We start from the raw sequence: 15486 nt of genomic DNA, 5'->3' as shown, positions 1-15486 counted from the left end.
CCATCACGTTCTGTGCCGTAACCGCTCCAGCATGATCAGTGAGTGACTGAAAATGGCGTCGGCGATGTGCTGCGGAAAATCGGCGGGCAGCGCATCCCGCACCGAAACCACCGCCTGGGGAAAGGCCCGGATAAAGAAGTCAAAAATCTCCTCCATACTGGCCGGATCAAAACTGACGCGCTTTGCCGTGGCGATAAAATGGCGCGGATAGATTTTGTCGATCGCCATCTTTTTACCTTTGGTGGCGCACAGCCCCATCGCCAGCTTCAGCGCCCGCTTGTTGAGGCCGGTGCCACCCAGTACCGGGTAGGCTGAGATGACGTCATAAAATGGCGTCAGCCGGTAACTGCCGCCGCGCTCAATAAACAGGGAGAAGTTTTTTGCATGGCCATCGGTTGCGCCGATCAGCCACTGGAAAACCTGAAACTGCATAAAGCGGTAGCGATCCGCTATCGCCTGGCTGGAGCCCATCAGCAGCTGCATGATCGTCTCTATGCCCGGCCCGCCGTCTGACTCATATTTAGTTGAGGATGGCATCCCCAGCGCCTGGCAGATATCCTCCTGCGGCAGCCGGATCAGCCGGGTCTTATCGCGGGACCAGCGCCGGTCAAACCGCTCCACCGCCAGCGCCCGCATCGCCCCGGCGCGGATAATGGTCGCCTGCGGCACCGCCATTCCCAGCGCCCGGGCCAGCGCCAGACAGAGATACTCATTCTCCACGCTTTCGCGCATATCCAGGGTGGCGGCAGGCTGCTTAATCTCCCCGATGGGCAGCTTGATGATGTGGGAGGTTGGCGTCGCCCCGGCCGGAATGCTCCAGCCCTCATCGGTCAGCAGCAGGGCCGTTTTCTCCTGCGCGCCGGCCACCGAGATGCGAAAATCGGTCTCTTCACGCAGCATCCCCAGCGGAATATCGGACTGATAGGCCGACAACACCTTTTCCAGCCGCGCCTCATCCAGCACCTCATAGCGTGCCTGCAGCGGCGGCAGCGGCATCTCCGGCGGCAGCAGCATGGTCGCGCCGACGCTGTCACGTCCCACCTCCTGCAGCAGATCAAACGGCTGGCGGGATTTTATCTGATAGCGCGCCACAATCCGGTCACGGATCGCCGGGCTGTCGGGCAGCAGGTTATCGAAAAAGTTAATCACGGCGGCGGAGGTGATCGGCCTGACCTGCAGCGGCATAGAGAGGGAAAGGGGACGCGCCAGCGGACTGCGCAGCCAGCCTGCATCATACTCAAACTCATGTGCGCCGTTTCGCTGCCGGGTCAGCACCCCCACCCGCTCGCCGTTCATCCAGGCCATCAGCTTCTGCATCACCAGTCATCCTCGTCATTGAGTGGCGCTGGCGCCGGTGCCGCTTTTTCCTGAACCTCCAGGCTCAGCTCCAGCGACTGCAGCAGCTTAAACAGCGTAGCCAGTGAGGTGCTGTCAGGTGCATTTTCAAAGTGAGAGATCGTTGCCTGCTTCAGGCCCACTTTTTTTGCCAGCTCACTCTGGGTCCAGCCGTTGCGCTGGCGGATAAGTTTCAGCCGGTTTGCCAGCTGAATCGGACTATATATCATGGGTGACTCCTTCTGGATCACAGAGGGTAAGCATAGCGCAGCCGTATTATCCCCGAAAGGGTATAAATGTGCTTTTATCCTCTTTAACGGATAAATTGCTTTTTATACCTTGCAGGGGATAAAGAGAGTTTTATCCCTTGTGGGGGATAATTCAGGACGCATAATCCACGGAGAAAAGAGGAAGAGAATGAGCAGATTCAGCATCACCCATCAGATCAGCGAGCAGGACCGCGAAGCATTACTGGCGGGACTCGGCGGGTACAACCGGCAGTTTATCCAGACTGAGAACTGGGGGCCGCTGTCGGTCATGCATCGCGACACGCAGGGGACATTACGGGGCGGGTTAATCGCGTCCCGCAAAGGAAACTGGCTCTGTATCGATTTTCTGTGGGTGGATGAGACGCTGCGGGGCAGCGGTCTGGGCAGTGAACTGCTCAGCGCGGCGGAACAGGCGGCGGTGGCGGACGGATGTCTCTGTGCGCTGGTGGATACGTTCAGCTTTCAGGCGCTACCGTTCTATCAGAAGCAGGGATATCAGCAGCAGATGTCCCTGCCCGACTTTCCGCAGACCGGCATGCAGCGTCACTATCTGACGAAGAGACTCCGGCCGGCATAACCACACCGATCCGCATCGCGCTGGCGTGACAGGGTCACAGACCGGCGATGCGGCGCAGGTCGGCTTCGGCACCGGGTGCCACGGCAAGAACCTGTGCACCGCGGGTAAGGCGGTCGCCTTCAGTATTAAACGGGTGATACCAGCCGCCCGCCTCTTTCACCAGGCAGTAGCCCGCCAGACAATCCCAGGCGTGCATATAGGGCTCGTAGTAACCCACCACCCGTCCGGCGGCCACCCATGCCAGCATCAGCGCGCCGGAACCCAGTCGGATAAAGTTACCGCCTGCCGTCAGCAATGCGGCCACGATCTCGCCAACCTGCTGCGGGGTCACGTGACTGTTCGCCCCGAATCCGGTGACGTGGTTTTGCAGCGTGCGCGCCGGATCGACGGCCAGACGGCGGCCGTTGAGCGTCGCGCCCTGCCCCAGCGCCGCGACGTAGCATTCATCATAGAGGGGGGCAAAGATCACCCCGATGACCGGCAGGTCGCCGCGCAGCACGGCCACCGAAACACACCAGTTTGGCATTCCGTTCAGAAACGGGCTGGTGCCATCGATAGGATCGACCACCCAGGTGTAGTCCGATGCTCCCGGCTGCAGACCGCTCTCCTCACCCAGAAAACCGTCATCGGGAAAGGCGGCGCGGAGATGGGCCGCGATCTGCTGCTCCACGTCACGGTCAGCAATCGAGACCACATCCTGCAGATCATATTTGGTTTCCACCACCAGCGTCTCGCGACGGTTAAAGTAGGAAAGCGCGGTCGCGCCGCCTTCACGGGCAACGGCCTCAGCGACAGCCAGACGCGCCATTATTTCATCATGTGATGCCATGCCAGCTCCTCAGTTTTAATCAGATTCGTGCGCGATCAGGGCCAGCCCCTGCGCCCTGAAGTTAACGCCAACCCTGGTGGCGAGCGGGAGACGCTGCTCCATCAGCGGATCGATAATGAACAGCGCGCCCAGTTCAGTGGCCACTTCATATTCGATATGGTCACCCAGCCAGGTGCTGTGGGTGATCTCCCCCTGCAGTGCCCCCTGTCCGTCGCCGGAGAGGGTCATGAAGCGGGGCCGCACCGCCAGCTGAGCCGGGCCGGTCCGCACTCCCGCACCGGGCAGCCGGAAGCGCTGCGTGCCGAGACGGACCAGCGCCTCTTCCGCGCCGGCCTGCTCTACCTCACAGGGCAGGATGTTCGCCTCCCCCATAAAGTCCGCGATAAAGACCGAACGGGGGGAATGGTAAAGCGTCTCCGGCGTCCCCTCCTGAGCAATATCCCCCTCTTTCATGACAATAATCTTATCGGAGACCGCCAGCGCCTCCTCCTGGTCATGGGTGACATAGACCGCAGTAAAGCCGAGCCGCTGCTGCAGATCGCGGATATCGGTGCGCACCTGACGGCGCAGACGCTCATCCAGGTTCGACAGCGGTTCATCGAGCAGCAGCACCTGCGGCTCCAGCACCAGCGCACGCGCCACCGCAATGCGCTGCTGCTGCCCGCCGGAAAGCTCCGAGGGCAGCCGCTGCCCCTGATTCTCCAGCCCCACCAGCTTCAGCCCCTCACGCGCCCGGTCCTGCGCCTCGCGCCGGTTCATGCCCGCGGCGCTCAGCCCATAGAGAATGTTGTCGAGGGCGTTCATGTGCGGAAACAGCGCGTAGGATTGAAACACCATCGCCACGTCCCGCGCGTTGGCGGGCAGATGGGTAACATCCTTACCGCCTATCAGGATGCGGCCCGCGTCAGGATGTTCCAGCCCGGCCAGCAGCCGCAGCGTGGTGGTCTTGCCGCAGCCGGAGGGCCCGAGCAGCGTCACCAGCGTGCCGGGCTCCACGGTGAGTGACAGATCCGGCACCGCACTGAAGCCGGCAAAACGTTTTGAGACATGGTCAAAAACCACCGATCCGGCCTGATGTGTCGTCATACGGTGCTCTCCTGAGTCAGGGTGGATGCAGAGGGAGTGGCGGCGAGGGCCGCCGGTCGGGTGACACGGCGCAGGCGGCGTTCGCCCACCAGCAGCTGGAAGAGACCAATAATCAGCAGCATCACCAGAATCAGGACCGAGGAGTAGGCAATGGCGACGCCATATTCACCGTTCTCCACCAGCCCGACAATGTACGAGGTCGCCATGTTGTACTGCGCGCTGACCAGGAAGATCACCGCGCTGATGGAGGTAATGGCACGCACAAAGGCGTACACCAGCGCCGCGCTGATGGCCGGTTTCAGCAGCGGCAGCACCACCTTGCGCAGGGTACGGAAACTGGTTGCGCCCAGCGTGAGTGACGCTTCATCCAGGCTTTTATCCAGCTGGCTCATCGCCGCAATGCCGCCACGCACCCCGACGGGCATGTTACGGAAGACAAAACAGGCAATCAGGATCATCGCGGTGCCGGTTATCTCCAGCGGCGGCAGGTTATAGGCCATGACATAGCTCACGCCGATAACCGTACCGGGAATGGCAAAACTCAGCATCAGCATGAACTCAAAGGTCTGCCGTCCGGCAAAGCGCTGACGCACGATCAGCCAGGCGGTCAGCAGCCCGACAATCGCCGTGAGGGGGGCCGCAATCAGGGCAATCTCCAGCGTCGTCCAGAAGGAGTTCCACGCCACGCCCTGCCACACCAGCTCCCCCTGAGTGAGGGTGACACGGAAGGCGCGGATGTAGTGATCCAGCGTCAGGCTGTTGTCGAGCCCCCAGGAGTGGACAAAGCCGCCGGTGAGGATCATGCCGTAGATCACCAGAGTAAAGAGCCCCCATGGGATCACCATCCCGTATACGCCAAATCTGACCGGACGCGGCAGCATGGCATGACGGCCGCCGTCGCCTTTCCCGGTGACGGTGGTAAAACTTTTCCCGGCAAGCCAGAGACGCTGCAGCAGAAAGGCCGCCAGCGTGAAGGCCAGCAGGATCATCGCCAGCACCGCCGCGCGGCTCGGGTCGTTTTGCGCGCCGACCACTGAAAAGAAGATCTCCGTAGAGAGCACGCCGTGACTGCCGCCCAGCACCATCGGATTGCCGAAGTCCGCCATGCTTTCGATAAAGCTGATCAGAAAGGCGTTGGCCAGCCCCGGAGCCATCAGCGGCAGCGACACGCGGGAGAAGGTCCGCCAGCGGCTGGCTCGCAGCGTCTGCGACGCCTCCTCCAGTGAGGGACTGACGCCCTCGACCACCCCGATCAGCACCAGGAAGGCCACCGGCGTAAACGAGAGCACCTGCGCAATCCAGATCCCGGTCAGCCCGTAGAGCCAGCGTCCCGGCGCAATGCCGAACAGCGACGCCAGCGATTCGGTGACGACGCCAGAGCGGCCAAACAGCAAAATCAGCGCCAGACCGATGACAAACGGTGGAGTGATAATCGGCAGAACGGTGAGCATCCGCAGCGCTTTCTTACACGGCAGTGCCGTGCGCGTCGCCGCCAGCGCAAACGCCAGCCCCAGCAGCGTCGAGCCGCTGGCCGTCATCAGCGCCAGTCCCAGCGTTCGCCAGGCCGTCCCGCAGTTGCCGCCGGTAAAACAGCCGAGGCTCCAGATGGCCGGGTCCTGCAGGCTGGCGATCAGCCCATCGGGTTTGAAGCTGCCATCGCTGTCCTGCACCGCGGCGACAAACAGGCTGAGCACCGGATAGAGCACGAAGGTGGTGACCAGCGCCACCAGCAGCACAATCGCCGCCACCACAAAGGCGTCGCCTTTCAGGACACCGCGCTCTGCCAGCGCAAAGGCAAAGATCAGCAGAAAAACGGTCAGCAGCAGTAAGGCTCCCGCGCCCATGGCGGGCTGTCCCTGAGCCAGCGGCCCGGTAAGGTGCTCCAGCCACAGCCAGTTCCAGCCGCTGAAACCAATGGCATGCCCCTCCAGCAGCAGAAACAGGATGCCGGAGACGCTGAACAGCAGCAGCAGCGTGCTGCGGGTCCGGCCGGGAGGCAGAAAGGCGCAGGCGGTAACGCCTCCCCACAGCGCCACGGCGACCAGAAGCCAGGGCTGCTGAGCGAGCTGCCACAGGGCCGGTGCGCTGTTCTCCTCCGCAGAACGAAAGAGCCAGTCACCCGCAAAGAATCCCTGCTCCAGGCTGTACCAGGGCAGCAGCGTCAGGGCCACGGCCCCCGCCAGCAGCGCGCCGGTTAAACGGCGATTGTGCGCATTCATACATCACCTCGATTGGAGAAGCGGACAACTGGCTGATGCCACCGCGGTTCGGCCCGTGCCCGGCGTCTGACGGCCGGGCCGTGCCACGCTTCAGTGCGCGCTGGCACCAATCTCTCTGTCCCAGCGCCCCAGCAGCGCCCTGCGTTTCGCCGAGTCGCCATAGGTTTTGAAGTCATAATCGATCAGGCGGATGTTCTCGAAACGCGGCGCATACTCGGAGATTTCCGCCTGACGGTTGGAGGGCAGCTGGAACGATTTCGCCTCTTTCATATGGGACTGCGCATCCGCACTCAGCGCCCAGTCATACCAGGCCCGGGCATTCGCCAGGTTGCGCGCCCCTTTGATAATCGACATGGAGCCAATCTCATAGCCGGTGCCTTCACAGGGGGCGACAGGTTTGATCGGGAAGCCTTCGACTTCCATCGCGACCGCATCGTGCATAAAGACAATCCCGACGGTGGTTTCACCGCGCGCTGCCGCTTTTACCGGTGCCGAGCCGGACTTGGTGTATTGCGAGATGTTGGCGTTGAGCTTCTTCAGGTAGGCATAGGCGTCATCTTCCCCCATGATCTGCACCAGCGTCGCCAGCGTGTTGTACGCCGTGCCGGAGGAGTTGGGGTTGGCGATCTGAATCTCGCCCTTAAAACCGGGATCAAGGAGATCCGCCCAGCAGGCAGGCACCTTCAGCTTTTTCTCCGCCAGCAGGCGGGTGTTGTAGCCCCAGCCCAGCGCACCGGCATAGACGCCAACGGTCCGGTAACCGGAAATCTCCGCCACCTTTTGTGACCAGGGCTGCTGCTGGTCAAGTAAAGGGGACTTGTAGGGCTGGCTCAGCCCCTCTTCTGCGGCCTGCATGTGCGGATCGCCGGTGCCCGCCCACCAGATATCGGTGCGGGGATTGCGCGCCTCGCTGCGGATTCGGGCATAGGCTTCACCGGCTGAGAGCCGCACCATGCTGAGCCGGATATCGGGATGAGACTGGCTGAACAGCGTGGTCATCTGTTCGCACACCACCACATCGGCGGAGCAGATCATATTAAGGCTGCCCGCCGCCGTGGCCGCAAACGGCACCACCGGGCAACTGACGATAACAGCAGCGAGCAGAGAGGAATAACGCATGGGATTCTCCTTGAGGCCGGATGATGAGGGCGTGCGCCAGCTTTTGCACATGTGTGCAAAGTAGTACGGCGACCCCGCCATGCTGTCAATTCACTTGTTGAGCAATTGTCAGTCGCTGTCACAAATTTGAAACATTCGCTGCCCTGTTATCTTTTGCACACCCTTGCATTTTCAGGCAGACTCAGTGCGGTCAACGGCAGGATGAGGAGAGAAGATGCAGCAGCCCAGGGCAGTGGTGAGTGCACAGGATGTGGCAGATCGGGCGGGCGTCTCGCGCTCGGCGGTCTCCCGCACCTTTACACCGGGGGCCAGCGTATCGGACGCCACCCGGCAGCGGGTAATGAAAGCGGCGGAAGAGCTGGGCTATCACGTCAATCATCTGGCGCGTGGCCTGGTACGAAACCGCAGCGGCATTGTCTGCCTGATCGCCTCTGAGGTGGATACGCCCTACCGTGCCAGCCTGGTGCGCTGGATGACCCAGTATCTGCAGGAAGCGGGCAAGGTGGCGATGCTGATTAACACCGACCGGTCGGATGAGCGGGTTTCCGCCGCGCTGCAGCAGGCGATCCATTTCCGCGCCGACGCCTCGATCATTCTCTCCGGCATGCCTGACAGTGGCATTACCCGGCTCTGCTACCGGCACGGTCAGCAGCTGGTGCTGATTAACCGCGACGACGCCCTGCCCGGCACGCTCAGCCTTAACCTTGACTCCCGTCCGGCGGCGGAGATGGCGGTTAACGCCTTTCTGCGCGCGAGCTGCAGCCGCATCGCCTTTGTGAATTCGCTGGCGGGAACGCCGAGCCTGCTGAAACGCGAAGCCGATTTTCTGACTGCGGCGCAGCAGGCCGGCATTGCCGTGCAGGTGGAACGGTTCGGCAGCACCTCCTATGAGAGCGGACAGATTCTGGCGCAGCGTCTGCTGACGCGCAGCGTCCGCCCGGATGCGGTCTGTTGCGCCACCGACCTGCTCGCCTGCGGCTTTATGGATGAGGCGCGTCACCGTTTTGCGCTGCGTATCCCGGAGGATCTCTGCATCATCGGACACGACAACATCGCGCAGTCGGGCTGGAGCGCCTACGACCTCACCACCTTTGCGCAGCCGGTAGAGCAGTTCGCCCGCGATGCGATTGACTGGCTGGTGGCGGCGGAGGCGCAACCGGAAACTCTCCTGCCTCGAACAGAACAGCCGCAGGCACGGAAAATATATCCGGTCGATGTGGTCTGGCGGGGATCGGTGCGCGGCGGATGAGCGCCATTCTTTATTTTCAGCCGGTACGTTATTTCTCAGCGAAATAATTGAGTACCGGTTTTACGCTTCGCTTTAAATAGCGCTCTCCTGCCCGGAAAAATATTCGGCCGCTTCGCCCCGCAATCGCGATTTCCTGTCTACGCTTTATCTGCATTATTAATTTACTCTGGTTTTATCTGCTCAATGAATCAGCAGTCAGATGTGACAAACATCACATTTGTGCCAGGCTTACAGTCTCAGATAACACTGTTCAAGGAGCATACAATGGCCACACCCACTAACAAGACGCTCGATCTGGATCACTTTCCTAAGCCTCCTTTTGAGGATCAGCCCCAGCAGGCGCCAGGCCTTGCCAGCAAAATGGTTCCGGTTCCCGATCACGGTGAAACCAGCTACCGTGGCACCGGTCGTCTGACCGGACGTAAAGCGCTGATCACCGGCGGCGACTCCGGGATTGGCCGTGCCGTTGCGATTGCTTATGCCCGTGAAGGCGCCGATGTGGTGATTAACTACCTGCCGGAAGAACAGCCGGATGCCGATGAAGTGGTTAAATTAATCGAAGCGGAAGGCCGTAAAGTTTTCGCTATTCCCGGTGACATTCGTTCAGAAGAATTCTGTCAGCAGCTGGTCAAAGAGGCGGCCGACAAATTAGGTGGTCTGGATATTCTGGTTAATAACGCCGGTCGTCAGCAATTTAATGAGTCCATTCGTACCCTGAGTACAGAAGATTTTGACGCGACGTTTAAAACCAACGTTTATGCAATGTTCTGGATCACCAAAGCGGCGCTGGAATATCTGCCACGCGGCGCATCCATTATTAACACCTCTTCAGTGCAGGCGTTTAAACCCAGCGATATCCTGCTGGACTATGCGCAGACCAAAGCGGCGATTGTGGCCTTTACCAAATCCCTGGCGAAACAGCTGGGCGGCGACGGCATCCGCGTCAACGCGGTAGCGCCGGGTCCATACTGGACCGCACTGCAATCCAGCGGCGGGCAGCCTATGGAGAAAGTGAAGCAGTTTGGTGCCGACTCTCCGATGGGCCGTCCGGGCCAGCCGGTTGAGATCGCCCCGCTCTACGTCACCCTGGCCTCGACCGAGAGCAGCTACTCCTCCGGTCAGGTCTGGTGTTCTGATGGCGGCACCGGCACCCTGTAATCCCCTTCTGGTGGCCGCGTAAAGCGGCCATTTTTTTGTCCTGCCTCTCTCCCCCTCCGAATCGTTGTGCCTGGTATAAGGAAAAAGAACATGGAAAACCCGGTTTTTCATTCGCCGGTCAGAAAAGAAGGTTTTGCGGGGCTGGGCGACTATGCCGCTATTGGTGAAGGCCGTTCGGTGGCGCTGATTGCGCCGGATGGCTCCATTGACTGGTGGTGTGCGCCCAATCTCGATGCGAAACCGCTGTTTGATCGCCTGCTGGACGCCGGGCTGGGCGGCTACTTTCAGGTCGTCCCGCGCGGCAGCTATCAGGTTACGCGACGCTATCGTGACAACAGCAACGTGCTGGAGACCCGCTTTGACACCGACAGCGGCGCCGTCCTGCTTACCGAATCGATCAACAGCACGCTGGCGGGCCGTCTGCCCTGGTGTGAGCTGGCCCGCCGCATCGAAGGCGTTGAGGGCGAGGTGGAGTTGCAGATCACGCTGCGCTTCGGCACCGCCGCTGAAACCCGTTCCCCCTGGGTGGCCGACAATGAGAAAGGCAAGGTGTTTCACATCGCCGAAACCATGGCGATGTTCCGAACCAGCGACGACATCACCATTACCGAACTGGATGATGAACAGGTCTGCGCCACGCTGCGTACCACCGCCGGTTCCCGCTCGCTCTGCGCCCTGCTGATCACCGAAAAGGAGCCGCTGGCCGTACCCCCGCTGGAGGCTATCGACCAGCGGATTGAAACCAGCCACACCGGCTGGACCAGCTGGGTGGAGAGCCTGAGTTATGACGGCAGCTACCCGGCGCTGGTCAGGCGCTCTGCCCTGTCGCTGAAGTTTCTCTGGTACTCCCCGACCGGCGCGCTGGCCGCCGCTGCCACCACGTCGCTGCCGGAGGGCATCGGCGGCGAGAAAAACTATGACTACCGCTACGCCTGGGTGCGGGACGCCTGCCTGATTATCAAAGCCTTTGTCTATCTCGGCGCGCTGGAAGATTGTAAGGCGGCCTTCTCCTGGCTGTCGCAGACCATCATCCGTCACGGCGTCAGGCTGCGCGCCTGCTATACCCTGAATGGCGATGAGGTGCCCGCCGAGCGTTATCCGCCCCTGAGCGGCTATCAGCATTCTCAGCCGGTGCGCATCGGCAACAATGCCCGCGATCAGCTGCAGCTCAGTATGTATGGCGATATGCTCATGACCGCGCAGCGCTTTATTGAAGCGGGTCACGTGCTGGATATCACCACCTCACGCCTGCTGGGCGACCTGGCGAACTGCTGCGCCGACAACTGGCGACAGAAAGATTGCGGCATCTGGGAGCTGCCGGAGCTGCAGCACTATACCCACTCCAAAATGGCCTGCTGGATAGCGCTGGATCGGGCGGTGGCGCTGGCGGAAAGTAAACATATCGAACCGACCTGGCTGGGCCGCTGGCAGCGGGAACGTGACCGCATCCGCGACTGGATTGAGTCGCACTGCTGGTCAGAAACGCAGCAGGCTTACCTCTTCTACGTCGGCAGTGATGCACGCCTGGACGCCTCGCTGGCGCTGGTGCACAGCTATGGCAATGCGGTTAATCCGCAGCGGATGCTCTCCACCTACCACGCTATCCGGCAGAAGCTGGGCGACGGCAGCGCCATGCTCTATCGCTACAGCGGCGTCAGGCAGGAGGAGAGTACCTTTCTCGCCTGCGCCTTCTGGCTGGTGGAAGCCTGGGCGGAAATGGGTGACACGGATCAGGCGGAACAGGCGATGCAGGAGATTCTGGCGACGCTGGACGGTCAGGGTAACGTCGATATCTTTAATGAGATGTATGACGTCCGCAGTCAGAGCTGGCGTGGCAACATGCCGCAGGGACTGAGTCATCTGGCGCTGATCTGCGCGGCACAGGCGCTATCGGAATCAAAAGGAGAGGTGTAAGAGAGGTATAGGGGCGACTATTGCAGCCGGAAGCGCGGGTCGAAGAAAAACGGCTCCACTACCGCTTTCGCAATGATGCCCGCCGCTGCCGGATGACGGGGATTGAACAGCGCATTCCACTCACCGGTCAGCGTGCTGGGTACTTTGAGTATCAGGCCGTTCTCCGGGCTGGCGAGCCACTCATCCCCGATCTGCCGGGTGGACGCGGGCGCAGGATCGGCCTGCCACTCATCCGGCAGCGCCGTCAGTGCCAGTTCGGTGATCAGGGACTTCGGCACGCTGATCGCGATCATGCTGTAGTCGCGTGACAGATCCTGAATGGTGAGATGCACCAGCGCCTCCAGCACGCAGAGCGCCCGGCTCGACCCCAGGTAGACACAGACCGATCCCACCGAATTCCAGCGCCCGCCATACGTCCGGGCGCCAAAACCATCAAAGGCGGTCATCGCATATTCACGCTTCACCAGGCGAAAAAAGGGAACCGCCATCAGGTGATGACACCGTGCTCGAGCTGGCCGATCAGGTTTATCACCGCTTCCGCCCCTGCCACCGTGGTGGTCATCTCCGCCGGTTTTTTTCCGCCCAGCGCTTTGGCGGGCGTTTCCAGCCACTGCACCAGACGCGCCCTGTCGTCACGGAACAGGTTGCTGGCGGCAGAGAGAACGCGAATCAGCATGTAGATGCGTCCGCTCTGGTCGGGCGAAAAGGTCTGCGCCGGATCTTTGACTTTGCGGTTGTAGGTGGTGCGATCGATGCCCGCCAGACGGCACAGCCACCCCTCGTCGAAGGTGGACAACGACGCGGTGCGTTTCAGCACGCCGCTGCTGAATCCTGTCGCGATACGCTGATGCGCATCCGGCAGGGTTTCCGGCAGGTTAAGGGCATGCAGCAGCGACGCGTGGCGGCGAGGCTGAGCGGGTGTGTAGATGGCGATGGACATAGCAGCCCTCCTGTTCATTTGATTTTTATTTTAGCGCAAATGAACAGAAGGCACCACCGCAAGTCCGGCGCGTATCCGTCGTTACTCTGCTGCGCCCTGCTCCAGCGCCTGCATAATCTGCCACGCCGCCCTGATGCGCAGCGGATTGGGGTAGCTCTTGTTGGCCAGCATCACAATGCCGGTGTTCTTCTCCGGGATAAACGCGATATAGGCACCAAACCCGTTGGTCGAACCGGTTTTATGCACCCAGCTGGCGCGTCGGGAGGGCCCGATCGGTTCCACGCGGGTCACCGGTTGCGGCTTCAGCGCCACGCCATTCTCACTGTCGGCGATCAGCGTGTCAGCACTGACGGGCCAGTCATAGATCTCCCAGCCCAGCCCCTGATAGAAACTGGCGGTTCTGAAGTAGCGCGACTGCGCCGTGCGGATGGCATTGCGCAGCACGGCATTGCCGGCAGAGAGGCCGTTTGGATCGCTGTTGGCCTGCATGAAGGTGAGCATGTCGCGAGCGGTCGATTTAACCCCATAGGCTTCGGCATCCAGCATGCCGGGGGAAACTCGCACCGGCTGGCCATTTTTGTAACCCCAGGCGTAGTTAATCATCATCGACGGCGGCACGGTAATAAAGGTGCGTGTCAGGCGCAGCGGCTGAAACAGCGATTTCACCATCGCCGCCTCAAAGTCCCCCTTCACCATCAGCGCGCCGAAGAGACCGATACTGGCGTTGGAGTACTGGCGAACCGTACCGGGTGCCGCCTGCGGTTGCCACTCCTGATAGAAGCGAAGCAGCGACGCCTGATCGGTGACCGCCTCCGGCAGTTGCAGCGGCAGCCCGCCCGCCGTGTAGGTCGCCAGGTGCAGCATCCGGACCGGACGCCACTGCGCCCCCGTCAGCTGCGGCCAGACCTTCTGCACCGGATCGTTCAGGCGGAGTTCACCGTTGCGGATCAGAATCCCCGCCAGGGTGCCGGTGAAGGTTTTACTCACCGAGCCCAGCTCAAACAGCGTGTTTTCTGTGACCCGGCGGCCCGAATCGGTGTCGGCCACGCCCGCATTCACAAACTGCGTCCGGCCTTTGTAAAGCACCGCCACCGACATACCGGGGATCGCCTGCTGCTCCATCAGCGGTTCAATCGCGGCTTTAACCAGAGAAGTGACCTGCTGTGAAGAGAGATCGGCGGCGACACAGCGGACAGAAAGCGAAAACAGAACAAAACAAAACAGAGACTTTTTCATTAGCAACGAAGAGGGTTCACCGGGTCAGATTATTTACACTGGTCAGCACATGCCTGCACGCAGATCTGCGCCTGCGTACTGCAGGCACCGCTGTCGCGGGTATTACAGTGGGAGCGTTCGACATAGCAGTTGGACTGACAGGCCGCCAGATCGCAGCGGGCCGCCGCAGGGGTCAGCTGAACCAGGGGGGCACGGGCCGGAAAAGGCGAAGCGGGCTGAGCGAAAGCGCTGCTGCCCAGTAATCCGGACAGCAGCAGCGTGATGATGCGTTTCATAAGAGTTCTCCTGTAGGACGCTGCCCCTAGTATGGCCAGTCTGGCGGGCAGCGTCAGGGAAATCTTATCAAATTGAGACCACAGGCGGGTGTTGGGTGGCATTTATTACGCCACGGGTGTAGATATCGTTCAGTCTGGCGATGTAACGCTGGGTATCATGCTGCTCTTTGATGCGCAGGATCGCCGCCTCGCCTTTCTCCTGCAGCCGTTCCGGCTGCTCAACGATCTCCAGCAGCGTCGCTTTCAGCCCCTCCACCAGCGACCGGCGCAGCTGCGATTTCTGCTCCGGCGTGGTGATGCTGTATTCGCGATCGGCGTTCAGCGGACTGGCGATGACCCAGCCCGCGCTGGCAGGATTGATCTCCGGCAGGGCCCGCACATTGCTGGTGATCACCGGACAGCCGTTAGCCTGCATCTCCAGCACGGAAAAGCCGTAGGTCTCCTGCCAGGTCGGCAACAGGCCGACGTCGCTCTCGCGGAACAGCTGCATCAGTTCACGGTTATCCATCCGCGCCTGATGCGTGAAACAGCGGTAACGCGCGATGCGGCTCTCGATGCCGCGATAAAAGGCGTCATCATCCTGAAACTGGCGATGGGCGACGTTGTGACGTTTGGTGAGTTCACCGATCAACTGCACGTCCAGCTGCGACTCCTCCAGGCTGCGCTCTTCAATCAGCTCACTGATCGCCAGCACCACTTCCGCTCCGCCTTTGCGATAAAACTCATTACCGGCAAAGACCAGCTTCAGCACACCCGGCTGGCGTGGCGTCTTATGCTGCACAAACAGCGTCTGGGGCGGATGCAGCACCAGCGTTTTCCGCCGGATTTTCTGCGCCTCATCCGGGCTGAACAGCTTCATCTGAATATTCAGCGTCGCGTCGGAGATCGCAATCAATCCGAGGCAGTTCTCTTTTAACAGATGAGGAATTAAGCGCTTCAGCTCCGGGTTATCCCGCTTGGCGACGCCGGGCACCGGCAGCACGCGCGGCAGCTCGGTTTCAAACGAGGCGACCCACTTCTGGTGGGTGATCGCAACTTCATTGAACAGATGGAGGATGTCAGCCCGTGAAGCGCCTGAAAACGGCACCGGCTGAAAGACGAAGGTTTTGTTTTTCTTAAGCAGGCGGGTCCGGAGGGGATTAATAAAATAGAACAGATTGCCTTTTTTCAGATTGATATATTCATTTGCCGGATTCACTAAAATGTTACGCTGCTCCGGATATTGATTATTCGTAATTCCAATTTTCATGCACGCTCTCCAGAGTCCTTGTATACGGCAT

At 60.8% G+C, this 15486-nt stretch carries 15 protein-coding genes; 4 read left to right on the top strand and 11 right to left on the bottom strand.

Annotation, left to right across the window (positions count from 1 at the left end; translation table 11 throughout):
• Window positions 1-3: 3 nt before the first annotated feature.
• Both OXR04_RS04305 and hipB read right to left on the bottom strand, forming a co-directional pair.
• Window positions 4-1317 (bottom strand): type II toxin-antitoxin system HipA family toxin, encoded by a 1314-nt coding sequence (locus tag OXR04_RS04305; protein WP_267369325.1) that lies wholly within the window; start codon window positions 1315-1317, stop codon window positions 4-6.
• On the bottom strand, window positions 1317-1565 hold the full coding sequence (gene hipB, locus OXR04_RS04300; protein WP_009090189.1) for a type II toxin-antitoxin system antitoxin HipB: 249 nt from the start codon (window positions 1563-1565) through the stop codon (window positions 1317-1319). Before hipB ends, OXR04_RS04305 begins: the two co-directional genes overlap by 1 nt.
• 187 nt (window positions 1566-1752) lie before the next feature.
• Between hipB and OXR04_RS04295 the strand changes: the two genes are divergently transcribed.
• Window positions 1753-2181, top strand: coding sequence for a GNAT family N-acetyltransferase (locus OXR04_RS04295; protein WP_265135817.1), 429 nt, complete (start codon window positions 1753-1755; stop codon window positions 2179-2181).
• Window positions 2182-2215: 34 nt separating this feature from the next.
• Here the strand turns inward: OXR04_RS04295 and OXR04_RS04290 are convergent, their stop codons facing one another.
• The 4 genes from OXR04_RS04290 to OXR04_RS04275 all read right to left on the bottom strand — a co-directional run bounded on the left by OXR04_RS04290 (window position 2216) and on the right by OXR04_RS04275 (window position 7434).
• On the bottom strand, window positions 2216-3010 hold the full coding sequence (locus OXR04_RS04290; protein WP_009090185.1) for an inositol monophosphatase family protein: 795 nt from the start codon (window positions 3008-3010) through the stop codon (window positions 2216-2218).
• Between the two features lie 15 nt (window positions 3011-3025).
• Complete coding sequence (locus OXR04_RS04285) at window positions 3026-4096, bottom strand: ABC transporter ATP-binding protein (protein WP_140925380.1); 1071 nt, start codon at window positions 4094-4096, stop codon at window positions 3026-3028.
• Complete coding sequence (locus OXR04_RS04280) at window positions 4093-6315, bottom strand: iron ABC transporter permease (RefSeq protein WP_267369324.1); 2223 nt, start codon at window positions 6313-6315, stop codon at window positions 4093-4095. The genes OXR04_RS04285 and OXR04_RS04280 overlap by 4 nt, the downstream gene beginning before the upstream one ends.
• A 90-nt stretch (window positions 6316-6405) precedes the next feature.
• A complete protein-coding gene (locus OXR04_RS04275) occupies window positions 6406-7434 on the bottom strand; it encodes an ABC transporter substrate-binding protein (protein ID WP_267369323.1) in 1029 nt (342 codons plus the stop codon).
• Window positions 7435-7648: 214 nt separating this feature from the next.
• Here OXR04_RS04275 and OXR04_RS04270 point away from each other — a divergent pair, with 214 nt between their 5' ends.
• The 3 genes from OXR04_RS04270 (at window position 7649) to OXR04_RS04260 (ending at window position 11755) form a co-directional block, all read left to right on the top strand.
• Window positions 7649-8683, top strand: a complete 1035-nt coding sequence (locus OXR04_RS04270) for a LacI family DNA-binding transcriptional regulator (protein WP_267369322.1) — start codon at window positions 7649-7651, stop codon at window positions 8681-8683.
• A gap of 264 nt (window positions 8684-8947) precedes the next feature.
• Window positions 8948-9841: an SDR family oxidoreductase gene (locus OXR04_RS04265; protein ID WP_009090177.1), complete on the top strand. Its 894-nt coding sequence runs from the start codon at window positions 8948-8950 to the stop codon at window positions 9839-9841.
• 90 nt (window positions 9842-9931) lie between these two features.
• Window positions 9932-11755 carry a glycoside hydrolase family 15 protein gene (locus OXR04_RS04260; protein ID WP_265135801.1) on the top strand — a complete coding sequence of 608 codons (1824 nt, stop codon included), beginning with the start codon at window positions 9932-9934 and terminating at the stop codon, window positions 11753-11755.
• 17 nt (window positions 11756-11772) lie between these two features.
• Here the strand turns inward: OXR04_RS04260 and OXR04_RS04255 are convergent, their stop codons facing one another.
• The 5 genes from OXR04_RS04255 to OXR04_RS04235 all read right to left on the bottom strand — a co-directional run bounded on the left by OXR04_RS04255 (window position 11773) and on the right by OXR04_RS04235 (window position 15455).
• Window positions 11773-12243 (bottom strand): RES family NAD+ phosphorylase, encoded by a 471-nt coding sequence (locus OXR04_RS04255; RefSeq protein ID WP_267369321.1) that lies wholly within the window; start codon window positions 12241-12243, stop codon window positions 11773-11775.
• Window positions 12243-12695 (bottom strand): antitoxin Xre/MbcA/ParS toxin-binding domain-containing protein, encoded by a 453-nt coding sequence (locus tag OXR04_RS04250; RefSeq protein ID WP_009090172.1) that lies wholly within the window; start codon window positions 12693-12695, stop codon window positions 12243-12245. The genes OXR04_RS04255 and OXR04_RS04250 overlap by 1 nt, the downstream gene beginning before the upstream one ends.
• Window positions 12696-12776: 81 nt before the next feature.
• On the bottom strand, window positions 12777-13931 hold the full coding sequence (gene ampC, locus OXR04_RS04245; RefSeq protein ID WP_267369320.1) for a class C beta-lactamase: 1155 nt from the start codon (window positions 13929-13931) through the stop codon (window positions 12777-12779).
• Window positions 13932-13960: 29 nt separating this feature from the next.
• Window positions 13961-14206 (bottom strand): hypothetical protein, encoded by a 246-nt coding sequence (locus OXR04_RS04240; RefSeq protein WP_009090169.1) that lies wholly within the window; start codon window positions 14204-14206, stop codon window positions 13961-13963.
• A gap of 67 nt (window positions 14207-14273) precedes the next feature.
• Window positions 14274-15455 carry a glycosyltransferase family 4 protein gene (locus OXR04_RS04235; protein WP_267369319.1) on the bottom strand — a complete coding sequence of 394 codons (1182 nt, stop codon included), beginning with the start codon at window positions 15453-15455 and terminating at the stop codon, window positions 14274-14276.
• Window positions 15456-15486: the final 31 nt, after the last annotated feature.

Origin of the sequence: Pantoea sp. GM_Pan_3 (assembly GCF_026541045.1) — a bacterium.
In the GTDB taxonomy this organism is placed as follows: Bacteria; Pseudomonadota; Gammaproteobacteria; order Enterobacterales; family Enterobacteriaceae; genus Pantoea; species Pantoea anthophila.
The sequence above is the reverse complement of the archived record's forward strand: the minus strand, read 5'-3'. Positions and strand labels throughout refer to the sequence as shown.